This window comes from Paenibacillus sp. MDV22-iso6 (assembly GCF_058408365.1).
In genome coordinates, this window is record NZ_JBZVDZ010000003.1 from 321,632 (window position 1) to 343,812 (window position 22,181).

The 22,181-nt window shown below is 48.4% G+C and carries 18 protein-coding genes; 17 read left to right on the forward strand and 1 reads right to left on the reverse strand.

The genetic code is table 11. From position 1 onward, the window contains the following. Positions 1–62: 62 nt before the first annotated feature. Genes efeO through AC4PM4_RS10715 form a run of 3 tightly spaced genes read left to right on the forward strand, consistent with a single transcriptional unit; the run spans position 63 to position 4,187 of the window. Positions 63–959 (forward strand): iron uptake system protein EfeO, encoded by an 897-nt coding sequence (gene efeO, locus AC4PM4_RS10705; protein WP_090952139.1) that lies wholly within the window; start codon positions 63–65, stop codon positions 957–959. 4 nt (positions 960–963) lie between these two features. Continuing rightward, positions 964–2,238, forward strand: a complete 1,275-nt coding sequence (gene efeB / locus AC4PM4_RS10710; protein WP_072733707.1) for an iron uptake transporter deferrochelatase/peroxidase subunit — start codon at positions 964–966, stop codon at positions 2,236–2,238. A 53-nt stretch (positions 2,239–2,291) separates the two neighbouring features. After that, complete coding sequence (locus tag AC4PM4_RS10715; RefSeq protein WP_491613581.1) at positions 2,292–4,187, forward strand: FTR1 family iron permease; 1,896 nt, start codon at positions 2,292–2,294, stop codon at positions 4,185–4,187. A gap of 166 nt (positions 4,188–4,353) precedes the next feature. Here AC4PM4_RS10715 and AC4PM4_RS10720 read toward each other — a convergent pair whose 3' ends face one another. Then, entirely contained in the window at positions 4,354–5,415 is a 1,062-nt protein-coding gene (locus tag AC4PM4_RS10720; RefSeq protein WP_090952136.1) for a LacI family DNA-binding transcriptional regulator, read from the reverse strand. A gap of 507 nt (positions 5,416–5,922) precedes the next feature. Between AC4PM4_RS10720 and AC4PM4_RS10725 the strand changes: the two genes are divergently transcribed. From AC4PM4_RS10725 to AC4PM4_RS10790, 14 genes are all read left to right on the forward strand, one after another. Further along, positions 5,923–6,816: an ABC transporter permease gene (locus AC4PM4_RS10725; protein WP_240321538.1), complete on the forward strand. Its 894-nt coding sequence runs from the start codon at positions 5,923–5,925 to the stop codon at positions 6,814–6,816. Positions 6,817–6,832: 16 nt separating this feature from the next. After that, entirely contained in the window at positions 6,833–7,714 is an 882-nt protein-coding gene (locus tag AC4PM4_RS10730) for a carbohydrate ABC transporter permease (RefSeq protein WP_063567184.1), read from the forward strand. A gap of 56 nt (positions 7,715–7,770) precedes the next feature. Continuing rightward, positions 7,771–9,378 (forward strand): ABC transporter substrate-binding protein, encoded by a 1,608-nt coding sequence (locus tag AC4PM4_RS10735; RefSeq protein ID WP_079695532.1) that lies wholly within the window; start codon positions 7,771–7,773, stop codon positions 9,376–9,378. Between the two features lie 98 nt (positions 9,379–9,476). Further along, entirely contained in the window at positions 9,477–10,958 is a 1,482-nt protein-coding gene (locus AC4PM4_RS10740; RefSeq protein WP_090952130.1) for a glycoside hydrolase family 32 protein, read from the forward strand. A 19-nt stretch (positions 10,959–10,977) separates the two neighbouring features. Next, complete coding sequence (locus AC4PM4_RS10745; RefSeq protein WP_090952127.1) at positions 10,978–11,871, forward strand: ROK family protein; 894 nt, start codon at positions 10,978–10,980, stop codon at positions 11,869–11,871. A gap of 408 nt (positions 11,872–12,279) precedes the next feature. Next, positions 12,280–12,624 (forward strand): Na-translocating system protein MpsC family protein, encoded by a 345-nt coding sequence (locus AC4PM4_RS10750; protein WP_024632855.1) that lies wholly within the window; start codon positions 12,280–12,282, stop codon positions 12,622–12,624. A gap of 476 nt (positions 12,625–13,100) precedes the next feature. Then, positions 13,101–14,171, forward strand: coding sequence for an ABC transporter substrate-binding protein (locus AC4PM4_RS10755; protein ID WP_063567243.1), 1,071 nt, complete (start codon positions 13,101–13,103; stop codon positions 14,169–14,171). Between the two features lie 104 nt (positions 14,172–14,275). Continuing rightward, positions 14,276–15,214, forward strand: coding sequence for a nucleoside hydrolase (locus tag AC4PM4_RS10760; protein ID WP_491613582.1), 939 nt, complete (start codon positions 14,276–14,278; stop codon positions 15,212–15,214). Positions 15,215–15,414: 200 nt separating this feature from the next. Continuing rightward, on the forward strand, positions 15,415–16,233 hold the full coding sequence (locus AC4PM4_RS10765; RefSeq protein ID WP_491613583.1) for an ABC transporter permease: 819 nt from the start codon (positions 15,415–15,417) through the stop codon (positions 16,231–16,233). 4 nt (positions 16,234–16,237) lie between these two features. After that, complete coding sequence (locus AC4PM4_RS10770; protein ID WP_024632851.1) at positions 16,238–17,029, forward strand: ABC transporter permease; 792 nt, start codon at positions 16,238–16,240, stop codon at positions 17,027–17,029. A gap of 18 nt (positions 17,030–17,047) precedes the next feature. Continuing rightward, positions 17,048–18,106 carry an ABC transporter ATP-binding protein gene (locus AC4PM4_RS10775; protein ID WP_063567191.1) on the forward strand — a complete coding sequence of 353 codons (1,059 nt, stop codon included), beginning with the start codon at positions 17,048–17,050 and terminating at the stop codon, positions 18,104–18,106. Positions 18,107–18,225: 119 nt separating this feature from the next. Beyond that, entirely contained in the window at positions 18,226–19,983 is a 1,758-nt protein-coding gene (locus tag AC4PM4_RS10780; protein WP_491613584.1) for an adenine deaminase, read from the forward strand. Positions 19,984–20,506: 523 nt separating this feature from the next. Further along, positions 20,507–21,247 carry an HAD family hydrolase gene (locus AC4PM4_RS10785; RefSeq protein ID WP_491613585.1) on the forward strand — a complete coding sequence of 247 codons (741 nt, stop codon included), beginning with the start codon at positions 20,507–20,509 and terminating at the stop codon, positions 21,245–21,247. Between the two features lie 339 nt (positions 21,248–21,586). Then, on the forward strand, positions 21,587–22,066 hold the full coding sequence (locus AC4PM4_RS10790; protein WP_491613586.1) for a Dps family protein: 480 nt from the start codon (positions 21,587–21,589) through the stop codon (positions 22,064–22,066). Positions 22,067–22,181: the final 115 nt, after the last annotated feature.

Genomic DNA, 22,181 nt, shown 5'->3' on the forward strand with positions numbered 1-22,181 from the left:
TCATCGACATATTAATCGCACGAGTATAGACAAATCAGTCTAACCATAGGGAGTGTATCGTGTTGAAAAAAATATTGACATTGCCGGCTGTTGTGCTGGCAACTTCGGTTTTACTCGCCGCTTGCGGCAATAATGAAGCGGCTTCGGACAAGCAGGCAGAAACGCCTGTTGCTCAAAGCGAAAACCAAACTTCCACAGAAACCACGGATGCAGCAGATCAGGAAGCGACCGGGAGCGATTATACAACCGCAGTGGATGGCTATCGCGCGTTTGCAATTGAGCAGATCGATGAATTCGTGAAGCAAACGGAGAAGTTCACGGATGCCGTGAAAGCTGGTGATCTGGAGACTGCCAAATCATTATATGCACCAGCTCGTATGTATTATGAACGCATTGAACCGGTAGCCGAAGCACTTGGCGATCTTGACCCGAATATCGATGCACGTGACGGAGATGTGGAGGCTGCCGACTGGCGCGGATTCCACCGGATTGAGAAATCACTTTGGGAAGACAAGACGACCGAAGGCATGACTGACTTTGCGGATACATTGTTAAGTGATGCGAAGCTCCTGCGTGCTAAAGTCGAGACGATGGATATCGATGCGAGTCTGATGGTAACGGGTGCGGTAGAACTTCTGAATGAGGTTTCCTCCAGCAAGGTAACCGGTGAAGAAGAACGTTATTCCCATACGGATTTGTATGATTTTGCAGCGAATGTAGAGGGAGCACACGAGATTTATAACCTGCTCAAGGATGATCTGGCTGCCAAAGACAAGGATCTGAATCAGCAAATTGCGGACCGATTCGATGCGCTGGAGAAAGAGCTTGCTCCATTCAAGGATGGAGACGGGTACGTTTCCTATGAGAAGCTGAAGGATGAAGACGTGAAGAAGCTGAGTCAGAACCTGGATGCATTGGCTGAGCCACTGTCGAACATGGGACAAGTACTGGGAGTGTAGAACAATGACTGAGCAGAAAAAGGATTCGCTGAAAAAGCCGTTGTCACGGCGTGAAATGCTGAAGCTGACCGGCGTGGCCGGATTGGGTCTGCTCTTGGGCGGAGGCGGTGCCAGCGGACTGATGGCGCTGGGCCGCAAAAGCAGTTCGGCGGTAGTGAAAGAGGCCGCGCCAGACAAGGGCCTGCCCTTCTATGGCAAGCATCAGGCGGGCATCACCACCCCGGCTCAGGATTTCATCTGCTTCGCTGCCTTTGATGTGACGGCGGGAAGTGCGGATGATCTCCGCCGTCTGTTCAAGAACTGGACGGCTGCCGCCGCTGCCATGGCCGCCGGAGAAATGATTGGCGAACATAATACAACGCTGAATACGCCCCCTACCGATACGGGCGAAGCGGCAGGCCTGACACCGTCACGAACCACGTTGACGTTTGGTGTGGGGCCCTCTTTGTTTGACGGGCGCTTCGGGCTGCAGGGCCGGAAGCCCAAGGGCCTGCGCGATCTGCCGGCATTCGCCGGAGATGCGCTGGACCCGCAGTGGTGTGGTGGCGACCTGTGCGTGCAAGTCTGCGCAGACGATATGCAGGTCGCCTTCCATGCCATCCGCAATCTCGCGCGCATCGCACGCGGGCATGCGGTATTGCGCTGGACGCAGGAAGGATTCCAGCGCACGGGCCGAGCTGACCCTGCGGGTGGAACACCGCGCAACTTGCTCGGCTTCAAGGATGGCACCGGCAATCCGGATACAACGGATGCCGTGCTGATGGACCAGACCGTCTGGGCGCAGCCTGCTGACGGTCCGGGATGGATGGCTGGCGGCAGCTATATGGCCGTCCGCCGGGTTCGTATGCGTGTGGAGGTGTGGGACCGCTCCACACTGAAAGACCAGGAGGCGACATTTGGCCGCCACCGGGATAGCGGAGCGCCGCTCGGCAGCCGCGGCGAGTTCGATCCGGTAGATCTGAAGGCCAAGTCTGCCGATGGACAGCCTGTCATTCCGGCAACGTCACATCTGCGTCTCGCGAAGGGTGATGGCAGTCAGCAAATTTTACGCCGCTCCTACTCGTATTCGAGTGGGCTCGATGCCAAGACCGGACAGCTGGATGCAGGTTTGCTGTTCATTAGTTATCAACGGGACCTGGAGAAGCAGTTTATTCCGATTCAGAAACGACTGGCAAAGAACGACAAGCTGAACGAATATACCGTGCACACAGGCAGTGCTGTATTTGCCTGTTTCCCGGGGATTACGAATGGCGGATATATTGGGGACACCTTGATTTAGTAGAAGGTTAGATGGCACTGATCGGTTTCAGAGGAATGGGGAGGATGACAAAGATGAGCAGGATCGCAGATCGGAAGGCGCAGAAGCGGCTGCTGCACAAAGGAAGGTTGATGCGCTCCTTGCTGATGCTGCTGGTGTTTCTGATGGTGGGGTCCAGTGTAATTCGTTTACCGGGCATGCCACACGCTTCTGCTGAGGGGCTCCAAAACAATGAGCAGTCCGTGCAAAAACAACTGGATAGTCTATTGCCGCCTGTGGGCAGCGCCTTGGTTGAAGCGGGACAGGGCAAGCTGGCAGAAGCCACGGAGGACGTCGCCGAATTCCGGCAACTGTGGGATGCTGCCAGCACGTTGGTGCCGGAGCAGAACGCAGATCAGGTTGCGACGACCGCCAGCGTTGTAGTTGAAGCTTTGTCTAAAGCGGAACAGGCACTGTCGGGCAATGATTCTGATGCTGCCAAGAAAGCATTGGCGGATCTTGCCCGTGCGACCAATCAGTACATTGAGGCGTTTCAGGGTGCGGAAGAGAGCAGCGACGCAGGCCGTAAAGCGGCCGAAAGGCTGCTGCCAGACGCACGTAAAAGTCTGAGTGCAATGGAACAGGGCGATTGGACCCAGGCAGAGCATGCCTATAAACGGATTGTTACGGCCTGGAAAGGCACCGAAGCTCCGATCCGTCAGGATCATTTTGGCGTATACAGCCAGTTAGAAAAAGACATCAGCCTGGTTCGTATTTCAATGCAGGCCGAGCCCCGCAAGGAAGAACAGGCAACAGAGCGTATGCAGGAACTAGTCACGTTGCTCACGGACTACAGTGCAGGGACACTCAAGGAAGGGGAAGTTGAGGATACGTCAGCATCCTCTGGTGTTTCTTCATTGTCCGACCTGCTGAAATTACTGGAGCAAATAGAGCAGCAGATTCAAGCCGGGGATACCACTTCTGCTGCAACGGGATTGGAGCAGTTTATCGTGGCCTGGCCTTTGGTTGAAGGTCAGGTACAAATATCATCTCCCGCTTCATATACGGCCATTGAGAATGAAATGGCGGAAGCATCCGGATATGTCGTCTCCAATCCGCCCAATACGGCGAAGGCAACCGAGGTTGTAACCCGCATGATCAATCGGCTGGAGCCGTTAACGGCTACTACCTCATACACGGCATGGGATGCAGCATTGATCCTGCTTCGCGAAGGATTGGAAGCCATTCTGGTACTGGCTGCATTGCTCGCTTATGCCAAGAAAAGTGGCGAGACTGCGGCCCGGCGCTGGATCTGGGCTGGTGCCGGTAGTGGTCTGCTGCTTAGTGCGGCGCTGGCCGTTGTACTGTCGCTGACCCTTGCTGTGGCATCATCGGGTAGCACACGGGAGATGATTGAGGGGTATACGGGGCTTGCAGCCGTTTTACTGATGTTGACGGTTGGGCATTGGATGCATAGCAAATCGAATACCCGCTCCTGGAATAGTTATGTACAGCGACAGGTAGGTGGTGCACTGGCAAGGGGGAGTCTGTGGTCACTCTTTGCTGTGGCGGGACTCGCCATCTTGCGAGAAGGTGCGGAGACTGCGATCTTTTATATTGGCATGGCGCCTGCAATTGATACCTCGCAGATGTTGATCGGTATGGGGGCAGCATTGCTCATCCTGATTGTATTGGCTGTGGCCATTATTCAGTTCAGTGTACGTCTGCCTGTACGATGGTTTTTCCTGACCGCTACGCTGCTGATTTATTATCTGGTATTTCGTTTCCTTGGAGAGAGTATTCACTCCCTTCAAGTCTCAGCAGCGCTGGGGGCTCATGTTGTGCCGAGTCTGCCAACGATTGGCTGGCTTGGCATGTATCCGACATGGGAGACCTTTATTCCACAACTCGTTGTTCTGGTCTTTATGATCTTTAATTTGATTCGCACAGAGGTACGTTCGGCCAAAGGAGCATCCAAGGCATCCGTGTAGCACGGAGCTACGAATGTTGGTTAAAGGCTGCGTCCTGTTCGCATCATATTGTGAATGCATCATACAAAGGGCATATAGAAGTCCCTTTAAAAAAAGCCGTATCCTTCACGATCTACTCTGCGTGAAAGATACGGCTATTTATTTTTTTAGAGATTCATGAGATAAGTTAAACGGTTTGTGGATTGGCATTCATAAGTGTGGGAGTGGACTCCCGTATGATCGGTTTGGTCACGATATGCGAGACCTGATAAGGCTGTGACGGATGATCAATCCGGGATAACAGCATCTCCGCAGCCTTGATGCCCATTTCGTTGCTGTAGATATGAACCGTCGTTAATGCAGGCTCAATAATCCGTGATTCAGGTGCGTTATCAAAGCCGCATATGACGATATCCTGCGGCACTGTAACACTCCTCGCTCTCAAAGCTCTGATGAGATCGACTGCGATAAAGTCGTTGGCACACACATACGCATCAGGCAGTGACTTCATCTCCGCTACTCGCTCGTTCAACCAGCCGGGCTTCGAGAAGAACAGGCGGTCATCATCCACAATGCATTCGGATGGATCGACCTGCAGGCCCGCTTCCAGCATGGCCCGCTGATACCCTACCCAACGTTCATTAAAGCTTTTGCAATGATTGTAATCCCCGGCAAATCCAATATGGTTATAACCGCTCTCAATTAACTTTCTGGTTAACTGGTACGTGCTGTGCTCATTCTCCATCAGCAGCAAATCTGCATGAAATTCCGGAAAACATATGTCAGAAGCGCAATCGATGAAGATTGTGGGAATTCCCAGATCGGTAATAAGCTGCGTATATTTCAGATCGAACAATTCAATGCAGATGATGCCATCTACGTTGGAAATATCAAAATTGTTAGGAAGTGTAAGTGAATCCTGATCAACCTCACGCACAATATGAATGGAGAGATTGTACCCCTCTGCGCTGATTCTTTTCTCCAGACCGCTGATTAACATTGAACCAAAGTGAGATGTATTGGGCAGATTTTCCGTTAACAGGGCGATATTGCTTGGAGCTTTGGTTAGAACATGCTCATTTTCCATATAGGCAAACTGTTTATATTTAAGTTCAATTGCTTTTTTAATTACACGATTACGTGTCTCATCCGGGATGTTTCCGCTATCATTCAAGGCTTTGGAAGCTGTATTCCGGGAGATGCCCAAAGCATCCGCGATGTCCTGTATCGTAACCTTTTCTTTTGCCATCTAGTGCTTCACCTCTAATGATCATATGGTCGTCCATAGTATTATCTTAGTCAAATGTATAATAGATCGAAACAAATAGCAATCTCAATTTTACATATGCACAATTTAGTTTACATTTTTAATTCAGATAATGCGCTATTATTTATATTCAGAAGTTTCGTTACAAATGATAATTAGTACAAAATATCCTACCTCTGATAAGGAAAATGACAGGTTGAAGGCTAAAGAGTAAACGTTATATATACCATTTAATGCACATTCATAACTCAAAAAACACACAAAATGTTATCAAATGCACAATTATTTTTTTACAAAATGTATTGACTAATGCCTAGATTACCTGCTAAATTGTAAATTATTAAATGAGCAATTGTAAATATTGAAAGCCCTTACTACAAACAATTGTCAACTTCAGGAATGAACGGAGGTCATGTGTTGGATAACACGGTGGATACCAAAAAGGGTACAGGAAGGGCGTTGAAAGAGAGGACATCAACCGGTCACAGGATGCAGCAGTTCAAAAAGAATTATTTTTTGTATTTGTTACTCGCACCAGCTCTGATCCTGACCCTTATCTTCAAATACATCCCGATGTACGGAGCCATTATCGCATTTAAGGATTTTAGTCCAATCAAAGGCATCATGGGCAGTGAGTGGGTAGGACTGAAGCATTTCGAGAAATTTATAGCTTCACCCAATTTCGATATCATTTTAATGAATACGCTTAAACTGAGCTTTTTGGGGTTGATATTCAGTTTTCCGGTGCCCATTCTACTTGCTCTTATGCTCAATCAGGTACGTAAAGCTGGAGTGAAAAAAAATATTCAATTGTTTCTGTATGCACCCAACTTCATATCGGTTGTTGTCGTTGTGGGTATGCTGTTCATCTTCCTATCCCCGACAGGACCGGTTAACCAATTCGCGACATGGATTACCGGTCATCCAATCATGTTCATGTCCGAGCCGGAATATTTCCGCTGGATCTACATTTTGTCGGATATTTGGACCGGAGCAGGCTGGGCTTCCATCATTTATGTCGCTGCTTTGGCCAATGTCGATCCGGAACTTCACAATGCAGCCAATCTGGATGGAGCCAATCTACTTCAGCGTATTCGCCACATCGACCTTCCGACGATTCGTCCGATTATGGCTATCGTATTTATTCTTGCCGCTGGCGGAATCATGTCGATTGGATTTGAGAAGGCCTACCTGATGCAGACGTCCATGAACCTGCCTTCCTCCGAGATCATTGCCACGTATGTCTACAAGGTGGGCTTGCAGTCCGGAGATTACGCTTATTCTGCGGCAGTGGGATTGTTCAACTCGGTCATCAATGTCATTTTGCTGGTGACTGTGAATCTGATTGTGAAGAAATTGAATGAAGGCGAAGGCCTCTATTAGGAAAGGAGTATTATCCATGGTAGTCAAACACACGGGAATGGATCGTCTGATCCTCGCACTGAACGCCATCTTTCTCACCTGTGCTGTACTGGTTGTGGTCGTTCCTTTGATTTACATCGTTATCGCCTCATTTATGGACCCTACTGTGCTGCTGAATCGGGGATTGTCCTTCAATGTATCCGACTGGAGTCTGGACGGGTATCAGATGATTCTATCCAATCCGGCCATGATTCGAGGATTTGCCAATGCGGTGCTGTACTCGGTTTCCTTTGCACTCGTGACGGTGACCGTCTCCATATTTGCAGGGTATGCCTTATCTGATGATAGGCTGGCTGGGCGAGGGTTTTTCATGATTATATTTATCATCACGATGTTCTTCGGTGGCGGTTTGATCCCTACCTATCTGCTTGTTCGTAATCTCGGCATGCTGGACACGGTATGGGCCATTATCATCCCAGGCGCAGTCAACGTATGGAACATCATTCTCTCCAGAACCTTCTTCAAAGGGGTACCGCGAGAACTGAGAGAAGCCGCCAATGTGGATGGCGCCTCCGAGATGAAGATTTTCTTCCAGATCGTCATTCCGTTATCAAAACCTATCATTTTTGTCCTCGCGTTGTACGCGTTTGTAGGGCAGTGGAATTCCTATTTTGACGCCATGATCTATCTGGACAACCCGAACCTTCATCCGTTACAGCTCGTTCTGCGCTCCATTCTGATTCAGAATCAGGCTGCACCGGGCATGATCAGTGATCAGCTTGCGATGGCAGAACTGAAACGGCTCTCGGAAATGATCAAATATTCAGCCATTGTCATTTCGAGTCTGCCACTCATCATCATGTATCCGTTCTTTCAGAAATATTTCGAAAAAGGTGTCATGGTAGGTTCGCTCAAATAGTGAACAGCCTGAAATATATCGCGCTCGATCCAACATAATCCACGGAGGTCATTATCATGAAAAAAGTGAACAAGTCCAGAAAAGCCGCTACAACGGCATCCATTTCCATGTTGTCAGCTATGCTCCTGCTCTCGGCTTGTGGCGGGGGAGGAGGCGGTGCAGCGAGTGAAGCTCAGTCACCTGATGGCAAAGTGACATTGAATTTTATAACACAGAGCTCTCCCCTGGCTCCGTCTGATCCGAACGAGAAGCTGATTAACAAGAGACTCGAAGAGAAAACCAATGTGCATATCAACTGGAAGAACTATACGAGTGATGTGTTCGCGGAAAAAAGAAACCTGGCGGTAGCCAGCGGTGATTTGCCGGATGCTATTTTTGACGCAGGTTATGGGGATTATGATCTCCTGAAACTGGCGAAGGACGGGGCCATCATTCCACTGGAAGACCTGATTGAGCAATACATGCCGAATCTGCAAAAGGTGCTGGAGGAAGCTCCCGAATACAAAAGCATGATTACAGCTCCAGACGGACATATTTATTCCTTTCCCTGGATTGAGGAGCTCGGAAGTGGCAAGCAGCGCATACAGGCGGTTGATGACTTGCCCTGGATCAATGTGGAGTGGCTGAACAAGCTTGGATTGAAGATGCCAACGACGACCGAAGAGCTGAAACAAGTGCTGATTGCGTTCAAAACCCAGGATCCCAACGGTAATGGTAAGGCGGACGAAATCCCGTTGTCTTTCATTAACAAGCCTGGCGGAGAAGATCTGACATTTCTCTTTGCCGCATTTGGACTTGGAGAGAACTCGGATCACACGGTTGTAACCAACGATGGAAAAGTGGTATTCACGGCAGCTGATGAAGGCTACAAGGAAGCGGTCAAATATATTCACGAATTGGTTCAGGAAGGTCTCGTGGACATCGAAGCGTATCAGCAGGATTGGAATACGTATCTGGCCAAGGGCAAAGACAACAAGTATGGCATGTACTTCACTTGGGATAAGGCCAACATTACAGGCATGAATGATACCTATGATGTTCTGCCTCCGGTTGCCGGGCCCAATGGAGAGGTTAATGTTGCACGTACGAATGGTATTGGTCTCGACCGCGGACGTATGGTTATTACGAGTAGCAATAAAAATCTGGAATCCACGGCGAAGTGGGTGGACCAATTGTACGATCCGCTCCAATCCGTGCAGAACAACTGGGGAACCTACGGCGATGAGACACAGCAGAATATATTTGAATTCGATGAAGCCAAAGGCATGCTGAAGCATCTTCCGCTGGAAGGCTCTGCACCTGTTGAGCTCAGACAGAAAACGAGTATATCAGGACCACTGGCCATTCTCGACAGTTACTATGATAAATACACGACCAAACCGGATGATGCCGCATGGCGTATGGAATTGCTTGACAAAGTTATGGTTCCACATATGAAAGCAGAAAACGTCTATCCAAAAGTGTTCTTCTCGATTGATGAACTCGACCGCCTCTCCACGATTGAGACCGATCTGTTCGCCTATGTGCTGCGTATGCGCACGGAATGGTATCAGAACGGAAAGATCGATCAGGAGTGGGATGCTTATCTGAAAGAGCTGGATCGTCTTGGCTTGCAAGAGTGGCTTCAAATTAAACAAGCGGGATATGACCGCAATACCCAATAAAACAAACTCGATGAGGAGACTCTGCCGTACATAGCATTAAGGTGCGTGAGTGAAGCAAGTCTCCTCTTCAACGGTTTGAATCAAAGGAGTAAACCAACATGTCTACCATTTCAACAACGGATTACCGGGGCGCCTATCACTTCTCGCCCAAGAAAAATTGGATGAATGACCCCAACGGTATGGTATTTTTCAAAGGCGAGTATCACTTGTTCTATCAGCATCATCCATTTGGCACAACATGGGGACCGATGCATTGGGGACACGCGGTGACCAAGGACCTGGTTACCTGGGAAGAGCTGCCTGTGGCTTTGGCGCCGGATGAGCATGGCATGATATTCTCCGGCAGCGCCGTGGTGGACTGGAACAATACGTCCGGATTCTTTGACGATGAGCCAGGACTGGTGGCTATTTTCACCCATCATCAGGAGGTGCCTAACAATCCTCCCGTTCAGTCTCAGAGCCTCGCATATAGCAAGGATAGCGGCAGAACATGGATGAAATACGAGGGCAATCCGGTACTGGAGCATGAGTCGTTCGTGGATTTCCGTGATCCCAAAGTGTTCTGGCATGAACAGACCAAGGAATGGATTATGATTATCGCTTGTGGTCAAACGGTATGTCTGTACCATTCCCCCAATCTGAAGGATTGGACACTGGGCAGTGAATTCGGCGCAGGGATCGGTTCGCATGATGGCGTATGGGAGTGCCCTGATCTGTTCCCGCTGGCCGTGGATGGAGATGCGAGCCAGGAGAAATGGGTGATGCTCGTCAGCATTGGTGCAGATCCGGCCTTCAAAGAAGGCTCCAGAACGCAATACTTCACCGGAGATTTTGATGGCATTACATTTGTTCCTGATGAAGCTTCCCATACCGTTCGCTGGCTTGATCATGGTCGGGATAACTACGCAGGGGTCAGTTGGTCCGACATTCCGGCCGAAGACGGCAGACGTCTGTTTATGGGCTGGATGAGCAACTGGATGTATGCCAATCAGACACCAACCGAAGCATACCGCGGCGCGATGACCATTGCGAGAGAGCTGACATTGGAGAAAAGGGACGGAGAAGTCCTGCTGGTTCAGCGTCCTGTACGCGAGCTGGAGCACGCACGCACGCCAGTACTGTCCTTACAGAATACTTCTATTAGACAAGTGAGTGAGCAGTTGAACACCTTGGGCCTTGTAAACTATGAGATTCATGCGGAATGGCCTTCTGATCAATCTGTTCAATTTGCATTACGAAGTGGTGCGGACAATGAAACTCTCATCGGCGTGGACGTTCGTCAGAATGAGGTATATGTTGATCGCAGTCGATCGGGTATTATCGATTTTCATGAACATTTCCTGGGTCGCCATGCAGCTGGATTAAAAGCAGTGGACGGCAACCAACATCTGCGTATCTTTGTGGATTACTCATCCGTAGAGGTATTTGCCAATGACGGTCAAGCGGTGATTACCGATCTGATCTATCCGGATGCGGGTTCTGAGGGAATCTCTGTTCAGTCCGAAAATAAGGATGTAGTATTTGCTTCGCTTCATATCTACGAGCTATCCCCTATCCGAGCTGAAGTCCAATTGAAATGAGCACTAGGGGGACAGCAAGATGCGTATAGGAGCAATAGAAGCCGGTGGAACAAAGTTTGTATGTGGTGTAGGTAATGAGCGAGGGGGAATTGAAGATTGGTGCAGCTTTCCAACGGAACATCCAGAGACCACACTGGCGAAGGTTATTGACTATTTCAGGGATAAAGGAGTAGCCGCAATCGGAATCGGCTCCTTTGGTCCGATTGATCTGCAACCGGATAGCCCCACCTGTGGTTACATTACAACAACGCCCAAGCCAGGGTGGGGAAACTGTAATGTTATTGGAACCTTGAAGCGCGAATTCCCGATTCCCTTCGGATGGGATACGGATGTGAATGCAGCGGCCCTTGGAGAAGTCACTTGGGGAGCAGCAAAGGGATTGGAAAACTGTGTGTATTATACAATCGGCACAGGTGTTGGGATTGGACTTGTAGCGGGAGGTAAACGTGTGCATGGATTGCTGCACCCAGAGGGTGGGCACATCCGGACGAGACGGCACCCGGAGGATCATTTTGCCGGATTATGTCCGTATCATGGCGATTGCTTGGAGGGCATGGCTGCGGGGCCAGCCATTCAAGCCCGTTGGCAGAGCCCTGGCAGCGAACTGCCGGCAGACCACCCTGCCTGGGAGATCGAATCCTTTTACATTGCGGAGTCCATCACGACAGCCATTCTGCTTCATTCCCCGCAAAAGGTCATCTTGGGCGGAGGGGTGATGCAGCAAAGTCATCTGTTCCCCATGATCCGGGAGCGGGTTGTACGAAATCTGAATGGTTATGTGAATGCAGCCTCAATAACGCAACATATCGATCAATATATTGTCCAGCCGGGATTGGGCCAGCACGCAGGACTATGCGGTGCGCTTGCATTGGGTTTAGAGGCATTGCAGCAACATCCAACGTCGGCTTTATAATTTCTTATATTAATAATGTCCCAGAAGGGACGGATGCAGGTTCACTTGGCTATGTGACCTCACCGTCCTTTGTGGGATTTTTGTCTCATTTACTACAAGAAAAAGTACGCCACGGTTCAAGGCGGATCAGGAAAAGGTGATGCTCAGTCGTTTTGAGTTTCATCCAGAGAACGAGTATCAAAATTGGGTTTTTAAGCAAGAATAATAGAGAAAAGAGATACAGGTAACGCTAAGCACGCTCACGGTGAATATTTACGAATTGTTTTCGCTAGTTTATACCTATCGTTCGCTTTTATGTGTTATTTGCATGTTAACTATATCTTTTGGGTTGCCTAAAATCGTAGATATATGTATAATCAATCGTGTTAACACGTCGAACGTACGGTAGTAAATGATGTGGGTGAGTTCATGGAACTGCTGGACAGCAATGAGAGCAAGAAGAAGATGTGCCAGTATTATAACGAAATTTCGAAGGAACTGTTCGGCTTTGGGACCACTCTCCTGAGAGTGACCATTGATCAGAACATTGTAACCTTCTACGCGAAGCACCGACGTTCACCGCGCTCTGACGCCCTGGAAGGGGAGGCCCCCGGCTTGAAGCTGGAAGTGGACTTCCGCATGTCTGTCTTGTATAAGAAGAAATTCAGGGAGAAGTTGGAGCAGCACATGGGTTTGCCAATCGAAGCTGTATTACGGGATTACGATGCGTCCACGCAGTGGGCCATCACGAATGTGATATTGGAACAAGCATAGGATGGATCGACAGGTTCGATGCATGCGGTGCGAACGATTCTAATTCATCATTCGGATTCCAAACAATTTCATATGATGGCGTCTGACTTCGGATTGATTCTGAAGCAGAAACCGATGATGTACCGGCAGCGGGTGTCGCTTTCCTTTGTTTACGAAGAAAAGTGTTCTTGTTTATACAAGAATGCTTTTCTTTTTGTTTTTTTAAGTTGAACTAGCCCTAAATAACGCATGTACCCTTCGAAAATCAGAAGACCTTCCGATCGCTGTTATCCCCAGATTTCTTTTATTCCCTTTAATAAAGGTAGAAATCTTGTGATAGCTTATGCTTTCGAAGAAGCTTTCTTTCAGAAAGCTTTTAGGCGAACACTTCGTTTCTCCAGGTTCTTTCTGTTTTCTAGGTGAAATGCGTTATCAAGCTAGTTCAACTTAATGGTTTGGGTTGTTAAATCACACATATCAGGGGGAATCAGATCATGATGAAAAAGTGGATTAGCGGTTTGGCGGCAGTGGCAATGACATCGGTATTACTTGCAGGTTGCGGCAGCAGCACAGAGAACGCAACAGGCGGATCAGGCAGCGGAGGCACGGCGCCAACTAAGCTGGTCATCTCCACTTGGGGGTTCTCGGAAGATTTCTTCAATGAAGAAGTATTTGGTCCATTTGAAAAAGAACATAATGTAGACATCGTGCTTGAAGTGGGTAACAACGCTGAGCGTTTGAACAAAATCCGCCAAGGTACATCCAATGTGGATGTGATCTATTTGTCCGATTACTATGCACAGCAAGGTATTGATGAAGGTTTGTTTGAGAAAATCGACCGCTCCAAAATTCCGAATGTGAATGATATTTATGATATTGCCAAAGCACCGCTTGGCGAAGATTACGGCCCGGCCTATACGGTTGGACAGCTCGGAATCGCTTATAATCCAGACCTCGTTAACAAAGAAGTCACTTCATGGGCAGATCTGTGGGACCCGGCGTTTGCGGGTAACCTGACCATTCCGAATATTACGGCAACAGCAGGCCCAATGGTATTGGATGCAGCTTCCCGTGTAGCCGGAAACGAAACGTTTAATGAAGATGCAGCATTTGCGGAACTGAAAAAATTAAGCAGCAACGTTGTTAAATTCTACACGCAAACTTCCGAATTCGTGAACATGTTCTCCCAAGAAGAGATTGCGGGCGGACCGATTATGGAAATGTACTTCAAAGACCTGAAAGCTGCAGTTCCAAATGCGAAGTTTGTTACACCTAGCGAAGGTGCATATGCAGTCATGAATACGATCAATGTCGTGAAAGGCAGTAAGAACAAAGAACTCGCCGAAGAATTCATCAACTGGCAGTTGAGCCAGGATGTACAAACCAAATCCGCCAAAGCTAAAGTGGATTCCCCGGTAAATACGAAGGTTGAATTGAATGCCGAAGAAGCTGAAGGCGTAACATATGGTGCGGACGTAGTTGGCAAGCTGAACAAGCTGGATATGGAATTTGTGAATCAACAGGCTAAAGCATGGACAGATCGTTGGAACCGTGAGATTGCACAGTAAGCATATTTAGCATTAGAACGATATGATTTAGAAGTGGTATAGATTGTGCTCCACAAACAAATTTGCAGCAAGCAATCATTGAACGACAGAGGAGTTGGGAATGTATGAGTGAAACAGGAAATCGCATCATTCTGGATGTGGATACCGGTATTGATGACGCGCTGGCGATCTTGCTGGCCGTCAAGAGTCGGAAGCTGGACATTCTCGGAATTACCACGGTCTGTGGGAACGTATCGCTTCAGCAGGCAACGGATAATACATGCAAAATTCTCGAGCTGGCGGGAGCACCCTCCATTCCGGTCATTGCCGGAGCGGCTGGGCCACTCACACGCAAGTCTCACTATGAGCACCGGGTACATGGACAAGATGGATTGGGTGGTGCGCTGCCCGATCCGGCCGTGTCCAAGCAGGCGGATGAAGGTTTTGCCCCGGAATTTATCGTTGAACAAGCGAAGTTGTACCCAGGCGAACTAACACTAATCATGACCGCGCCATTAACGAATCTGGCGCTTGCGTTAATGAAGTGTCCTGAACTACCTACATTATTGAAGGAAGTCATCTTCATGGGTGGCGTCGTTCGTGGACATGGCAATGTTACACCTACTGCGGAGTACAACACGTACGCCGATCCCGAAGCCGCACGCATTGTATTGCATGCAGGTTTCGAGAAGCTTACGCAGGTGGGCTTGGATGTTACCCGCCAAACGCTGCTGAATGAAAAAGCCATCGGACGATTAACTGATCCGGTGTTGCGCGATTACGTGACACAGAGCACGGAGATTTACATCAAGCGGTATGAAGAAATGAACGGCATACGCGCCTGTGCCCTGCATGATCCACTGGCCGTTGGTGTCGCTCTTGCCCCGGAACTGGTTGGACGCAAATCGTATTACGTTGATGTAGAGACGGCCAGCCGTTTGTGCGATGGTCAGATGGTATGTGACTTCCAAAACCGTTTGGGTGAACAACCCAACACACTGGTATGCGAAACGGTAGATGCCGAAGCATTCCTAGAACTGTTTATTAACGCATTAAATTCTTAAATTGCTAGACCCAATAAGATATTTATACGATTGCGGAGAGTGCAGAACCGATCTGGAGAAGCGAAGCGTTCCCCTTTATCCCCCGATTTTCTCCATTGATAAGGAATCAGAAAAATCGGGGGATAACAGGGATCGAAGGACGGTACTGCAATCGGAGTATCCGAGTATAAATCTCTAATTCTTATGTCAGGAGTACCGCGATGAAGAAATCAGTATACTGGCTATTGCTGCCGGGATTTGTGTTTTTGGCGGCATTTATGATCATTCCGATTGTCCTGACGATCGGATCGACGTTTTTTCAAGAAAACTCCTTCACGTTTGAAGGATACATGCATTTTTTCAGAGACCCTTACTTTTTGAAAATATTGCTTACGACGCTGCAGGTCAGCGTGGTCACCACCATCGTCTGCGTGGTGCTCGGATTCCCGACAGCTTATTATATTTCACAGAAAGCGCCGCGTCGCAAAGGAATTCTGCTCGCGCTGGCAATCTTCCCGCTGCTTACGAGCCCGGTTGTGCGCTCGTTTAGCTGGATGATTATTCTGGGACGCAAAGGGCTGATTAACAACGCCCTTGTTGGGCTTGGTATCGTGGACAAGCCGCTGGATATTCTTTATACGCCGGCAGCCATGATGATTGGTTTGGCCCATCTGTTCCTGCCACTTATGATCATTTCCCTGGTCGGTGTGCTTGAGAACATCGATGGTGATCTGCTCAAGGCAGCACAGAGTTTGGGTGCATCCCGCTTCACGGCATTTCGCCGGGTGGTGTTCCCGCTGGCTGTGCCAGGGCTTGTTATCGGAGCCGTACTTGTTTTTGTCGGAAGCCTGACGGCTTATACAACGCCTGCACTATTGGGAGGCAAACAGCGTGTAATTGCGACGTTCCTCTATCAGAACGCCATGACCCTGAACGACTGGTATCTGGCCTCGGTCGTTGCTGCGATTATGATTGTCATTACGTTTGTCGTGGTCGGTGTCATGAACAAAATGGCCAAAACTTTAAATCCGAAGGGGTAGACATATGCGGGAGAAACATATCGGGCTGGGCCTGTTCAGTCTGCTGGTCTTTATCTTTCTGCTGGGCCCGCTTCTGATCATCTCGGTGACTTCGTTTGAACCGGGGACGGTACTCAAATTTCCGCCGGAGGGCTTTTCCCTCCGCTGGTACGAGAATATTTTCAACACAGGCGGTTTCCTCCGCACGTTCCAGACGTCCATCATCATTTCCCTGCTGGGGAATTTGCTGGCGCTGTTGCTCGGGGTTCCAGCTGCGTACGCACTTAGTCGTTATGATTTCAAGGGCAAGTCCGTGCTGAATGCATTGTTCTTGTCTCCGGTACTCATTCCGGGAATCGTGCTTGGTTTTACATTGATGAAATACCTCATCGTGATCTATCATCTGCCGATGTATTTGGGTTTGCTGATCGGTCACACGATTATTATGCTTCCATTTATCATTCGCGTTATCGCATCGAGTCTGTCGAGCTTTGACTTTGCGGTAGAAGAAGCAGCCCTGAGTCTCGGCGCGGGACGGGTAAGAACGTTCTTCCAGATCGTGCTGCCTAACATTCGCTCAGGAATTCTCGCGGCGGTGCTGATTGCCTTTTTGGAATCGTTCAACAACGTGGACATTTCCGTGTTTATGACCGGACCAGGGGTAAGCACATTGCCTATTCAGATGCTGACCTATGTAGAAAATTATTTTGACCCAACCATTGCAGCCATTTCCGTGCTTTTGATGGTATTAACTGGACTTTTAATGTTCGTGATCGAACGGATCATGGGCGGATTCTCATACTTTACTAAACGTTAATTGGAGGCGCAGAACGCTATGGCATTGCTGACATTGGATCGCGTATCGGTGGCTTACGATAACCAGACGATCCTGAAGGATTTTCAATTGGAGCTGGAAAAAGGTAAGCTGCTCTCCCTGCTCGGACCGAGCGGTTGCGGCAAAACAACTACGCTGCGCCTCATCGCCGGATTCCTGGAAGCAACACAGGGCAAGTTTATGTTCGGCGGCAAGGATTATACGAAGGTTCCGGTAAACAAGCGGAATTTCGGATTTGTATTTCAGAGTTATGCGCTGTTCCCGCATCTGTCTGTCTATGACAACGTGGCCTTCGGCCTGCGGATGCGCAAGGTAAAAGACAAGGATATTTCTTCACGCGTAATGCGCATCCTTGAAGTGGTGAACCTGAACGGCTTCGAGAAACGCTTCCCGCAGGAACTGTCCGGTGGACAGCGTCAGCGTGTGGCGATTGCCCGCGCACTCGTCATTGAACCGGATTTGCTGTTGTTTGATGAACCGCTCAGTAACCTGGATGCCAACCTGCGGCTGAATATGCGGGTGGAGATCCGCCGGATTCAGCAGGAACTGGGCATTACGACGCTTTATGTCTCTCATGATCAGGAGGAGTGCTTCTCCATCTCGGATCAGGTAGCGATTATGAACAAAGGCGTTGTCGAGCAGCTCGACCGCCCGGAGACGATTTTTAAATACCCGGCCACAGAATTTGTAGCCCAATTTATCGGCTTCCACAATTTTATTGAATTCGCAGAGCGCAGTGATGCAGGAGAGGTGATCACGCTGAAAGCGGGTGGTCGTTTGTTCACGGCAACAGCGCATCCCGGAACAGCACGTCCCGGTGCACGCAAAGGTGCGATTCGTCCGGATGATCTGATGGTTAGCGGAGATACCTCTGGGGACATGGCAAATGCTTTGCCAGGGATTATCAAAGTAAGCACGTATCTTGGACGCAGTTATCAGTACGTCATTGAGACAGAACTTGGCGACTTCACAGCCAATCAGGAGATGGAGACACCTTATCTCAGCGGACAGCGGGTTAATCTGATTTTCCCGCAGGATAAACTTGTCCTTGTGGAATAGCCGCAGGAAGCAGAAGCAGCAAAAGAGGCATTTATCAGCTGAATCCAGAGCAATATAGCTAGTTGTAACTGCTGCTCTGGATCGCTGTAAGATGCTCATGAAGAAGGAGATTATGCCCCATGCGTGCAGATCAACTAATTAAGAATGTACATGTGTATAACAGTTATTATAAACGATTCGAAATGAACAACGTGGCTGTACTGGACGGTAGATTTATGTATGTTGGTCCAGGTGGACCGGAGATGATTGAAGCCGATGAAGTGATTGATGCACGCGGACGTTACATGATTCCGGGCCTTATTGATATTCATCTGCACATTGAGAGTACGATGGTGACACCGGCAACCTTTTCCCATGGCCTGATCCGCTGCGGGGTAACGTCCATTGTGGCGGAACCGCATGAGATGGCGAATGTGTTTGGGCTGGAAGGTGTGCAGGAGATGATGTCGGCCAGTCGTGAGACAACGGTGGACATGTTTTACGCCATCCCAAGCTCCGTTCCGGCGACTCCCATGGAAACAACAGGTGGTTCAATTGAAATCGAAGACATGGATGTGCTGCTCGCTACTGGAGAGATCATCTGTCTGGGTGAGATCATGAACTATGTGGACGTCATCCGTGATCCGGAATGCAAGACCAATCAGATTCTTCAGCATATTCGCAAAAACTATCCAGATCTTGTGATCGAAGGTCATACACCGAAATTGCTTGGGCTGGATCTGCACCGACTGATCTATGCGGGCATCGATTCCGATCATACGCATCAGAGCATTGAGGGCTTGCAGGCGCGAATTGCGGCAGGTATGTTCATTGAAATTCAGGAAAAATCGATGACGCCAGAAGTCATGGAATACCTGATTCAGCATGATGTCGCTCAGCATTTCTGCTTCGTAACAGACGATGTTATGCCAGATTCGCTAGTGGAACGAGGACATCTGGATCATATCGTGCGTAAAGCCATTCGGATGGGGATGCGCCCCGAAGATGCGATTTACGCTGCAACCTCAACCCCTGCATCCCGGATGAAAATGACCGATCGCGGTAGCATTGCCCCAGGCAAAGTGGCGGACTATGTGCTGCTGTCCAACTTAGATACACTTGCAGTAGAGCAGGTATACAAAAATGGCCGTAAAGCTTATGACGACTACGAACCGTACAAGCAGGACCGAATTAGTGGACAGTTCCCGCCTCACTTTTACCAAAGCGTGCAATTGGATCTGCTGGGAGCCGAGGATTTTGCAATCCGTTTGTCTGATCCGAAGGTGAACGGGCAAAGTCAAGCATCTGACTCAGACACGCAGTTATCTGAAAATGGTTTAAACAACTGCCGGGTTATGATGGTGAAGGATGGTTCAACCTTTGTGGAAGAACATATCGCACAGGTTCAGGCTGCTAATGGTGAACTTCTCTGGGAAGAGAGTGGATATGGACAGATTGCGACCTTTGAACGTTATGGTGTGAACGGTAACCGAGCACATGGTTTGATTGGTGGAGACACGATCAAGCGTGGTGCCATTGCAACAACATATTCACATGATAACCACAACCTATTGGTCGTAGGGCGCAATCGTGAAGATATGATCTTAGCAGCTAACACGGTAATTTCGAGCCAGGGTGGGTTCTGTGTGGTGGAAGACGGCAAAGTGTTGTCCCATCTCGAACTTCCTGTGGGTGGTATATTGACGGAGGAACCGCTGGCAGTAGTATCACACCAAGTGAAAGAGCTGCGTGCAGCGATGTTGTCTCTTGGTTATGTGCACTATAACCCAATCATGTCCATCAGTACCCATTCCCTTGCGGTAAGTCCGGCTCTGAAAATTACGGATCACGGCCTGATTGATGTGAATGCAGGCAAGGTTGTACCGTTGATACTTTAATTGGAATACACATAATTCGTGAAGTATCTCTCAATTAGATGATTGATCGCGGAATACTGTAAATAAGTTAAAGTGAAGAATTAGAAAAAGGTAGGTATACTGTAGAGAAAGAATACAGTGCACCTACCTTTTTTTTGAAGCTCATTTATGGCAACGATAACATTTATATTGTCGATGGGGATTATCAATGCGTCTTCATTTTCTTGAGAGTTGCTGCATAGTACACTGATCTTATGGCACAACTGATCATAGGACCCATGAGTATTAAGTTGCTGTATGTTGGAACAGTAGTGTAACTATAATGGATATAAATTAGCACTGATGTCGAAACAACAAAAAGGAAGAGATTTAACACTAAGTTGTATACTTTTCGCTTGTGTTCTTTGGGATATAAGGAGAATGCCATTTAATCTACCTCCTTGCAATATTCGTTATAGAAATATGCTAGCATTTATCAGGATTTATTTCCACATTATTGTAATTATTAATTAAATTTTATGAGATCGAATAAGGGAGATCCATCATGTTATCTAACGACAACGCCCCAAAAGCTATATTTTTCGACGTAGACGATACCTTGTATGACCACTTGCAGCCGCTTTGTGGCGCTTTACAGCAAGTTCTTGGTTTATCAGATGAGTTCCCATATGGGGAGGCATACCATCGCTTCCGTTATTATAGCGACTGGCTGTCTGCCCAAGAAGACTTGTCTGCTGTACCGGAACCGGAAGCGGTGGAACGGATGCGTCATCGCAGATTTGAGCTAACCATGGCGGAATTTGGACATCCTCTACAGCCGGGGCAGGCTGAAGAACTGCAAGCAGAGTATTTGAGTAGACAGTTTCAGATCCAGCCCTTTGAGGGAGTATATGAGCTTATTCGAAGACTTCTTGCAGAAGGGCATATGGTAGGGTTAATTACCAACGGAGAAGGAAAGCATCAGCAGCGGAAGCTCGAAGCACTGGATGTATTCAGCCTTATTCCCGAGGAACGGATCTTCATATCGGGTACCCTTGGTTACGCCAAGCCGGATCGCAGATTGTTTGAGCATGTAAGCAGGCAGACGGGATCGGATTCCGACGCCAGTTATTATATCGGCGATTCCTGGCGCAATGATGTTGTCGGTGCAGTGGATGCCGGATGGAAAGTGATCTGGTTCAACCATCGTGATGCTTTGCCAGAATCAGAGCATCAGCCTCATCACGTTGCGGGTAGTTATGAAGAGGTAAGCCGTATCCTTACATCCGAGTTGATTCAACAATAAAGCGTGCGCTATGTGCGTTGGTGCAGTCCTGATCCTCAATGAGGATTAGGGCTATTTTTTTATATGTGACGTGAGGATTGTCATTGTACACCGGCGAAAATCGAGGTATAGATACTAAGTGTAAGAGGTGTTAAAAGCGGTCTTCTCACACTGTCCAAACATGAAGCGTAGCTTCATGGAATCTTCATTCGAAAGAGTAGGCTAAAGCCTTCACAAAGGATAAGGGCAGTGCTATAATTAAAACAAGATTTAGATTAAGTCTAAATTAAATAAACGAAAGAAAGTTAAGTTACGTTATCAAAATCAAAACTATATCGTATTCGAGAGGGGATAAATTCCATGAGCACAATCCAAACTAGAAATAATACTTTTGCAAACCATGCCACTGAACTTCAAGAGGTCCTGAACCGCCAGATCGCAGGTTGGTCTGTACTGTACACCAAATTGCACCACTTCCACTGGTATGTGAAAGGTCCTCATTTCTTCACTCTGCATGCTAAATTCGAAGAGTTGTATAACTTGGCTACGGCGAATATGGACGAAGCCGCAGAACGTCTATTGGCGATTGGTGGACGTCCGGTCGCAACGATGGCTGAACAAGTGCGGTTGTCACCTGTTGAGGAAGCACAGGGACAGTTGTCGGCTGAAAAAATGGTAGAAACCGTAGTTACTGATCTGCAAGCGATGGTGGGTGTAATTAACGAGGGTATTCAAGCAGCTGGCGAAGCTGAGGATAATGCAACTGAAGATATGTTGATTGGATTCACTGCTGCATTGGATAAAGAGGTCTGGATGTTAAACGCATTTCTGGGCAAATAAGCTAAGTTACCCTGCATCCTGAACAACGATATGTAGAGTCCGTGAACAAAGTGCCCGTTCGCTTACAAATCCGGTGTGCTTGCCGTATAATGATGGCATTCAAGATGTATAGATT

What these genes read in the sequence shown, in the direction of transcription:
- efeB (WP_072733707.1), top strand. Translation starts at nt 964, where the DNA reads ATGACTGAGCAGAAAAAGGATTCGCTGAAAAAGCCGTTGTCACGGCGT.
- AC4PM4_RS10715 (WP_491613581.1), top strand. Translation starts at nt 2,292, where the DNA reads ATGAGCAGGATCGCAGATCGGAAGGCGCAGAAGCGGCTGCTGCACAAA.
- AC4PM4_RS10720 (WP_090952136.1), bottom strand. Translation starts at nt 5,415, where the DNA reads ATGGCAAAAGAAAAGGTTACGATACAGGACATCGCGGATGCTTTGGGC.
- AC4PM4_RS10725 (WP_240321538.1), top strand. Translation starts at nt 5,923, where the DNA reads ATGCAGCAGTTCAAAAAGAATTATTTTTTGTATTTGTTACTCGCACCA.
- AC4PM4_RS10730 (WP_063567184.1), top strand. Translation starts at nt 6,833, where the DNA reads ATGGTAGTCAAACACACGGGAATGGATCGTCTGATCCTCGCACTGAAC.
- AC4PM4_RS10735 (WP_079695532.1), top strand. Translation starts at nt 7,771, where the DNA reads ATGAAAAAAGTGAACAAGTCCAGAAAAGCCGCTACAACGGCATCCATT.
- AC4PM4_RS10740 (WP_090952130.1), top strand. Translation starts at nt 9,477, where the DNA reads ATGTCTACCATTTCAACAACGGATTACCGGGGCGCCTATCACTTCTCG.
- AC4PM4_RS10745 (WP_090952127.1), top strand. Translation starts at nt 10,978, where the DNA reads ATGCGTATAGGAGCAATAGAAGCCGGTGGAACAAAGTTTGTATGTGGT.
- AC4PM4_RS10750 (WP_024632855.1), top strand. Translation starts at nt 12,280, where the DNA reads ATGGAACTGCTGGACAGCAATGAGAGCAAGAAGAAGATGTGCCAGTAT.
- AC4PM4_RS10755 (WP_063567243.1), top strand. Translation starts at nt 13,101, where the DNA reads ATGAAAAAGTGGATTAGCGGTTTGGCGGCAGTGGCAATGACATCGGTA.
- AC4PM4_RS10760 (WP_491613582.1), top strand. Translation starts at nt 14,276, where the DNA reads ATGAGTGAAACAGGAAATCGCATCATTCTGGATGTGGATACCGGTATT.
- AC4PM4_RS10765 (WP_491613583.1), top strand. Translation starts at nt 15,415, where the DNA reads ATGAAGAAATCAGTATACTGGCTATTGCTGCCGGGATTTGTGTTTTTG.
- AC4PM4_RS10770 (WP_024632851.1), top strand. Translation starts at nt 16,238, where the DNA reads ATGCGGGAGAAACATATCGGGCTGGGCCTGTTCAGTCTGCTGGTCTTT.
- AC4PM4_RS10775 (WP_063567191.1), top strand. Translation starts at nt 17,048, where the DNA reads ATGGCATTGCTGACATTGGATCGCGTATCGGTGGCTTACGATAACCAG.
- AC4PM4_RS10780 (WP_491613584.1), top strand. Translation starts at nt 18,226, where the DNA reads ATGCGTGCAGATCAACTAATTAAGAATGTACATGTGTATAACAGTTAT.
- AC4PM4_RS10785 (WP_491613585.1), top strand. Translation starts at nt 20,507, where the DNA reads ATGTTATCTAACGACAACGCCCCAAAAGCTATATTTTTCGACGTAGAC.
- AC4PM4_RS10790 (WP_491613586.1), top strand. Translation starts at nt 21,587, where the DNA reads ATGAGCACAATCCAAACTAGAAATAATACTTTTGCAAACCATGCCACT.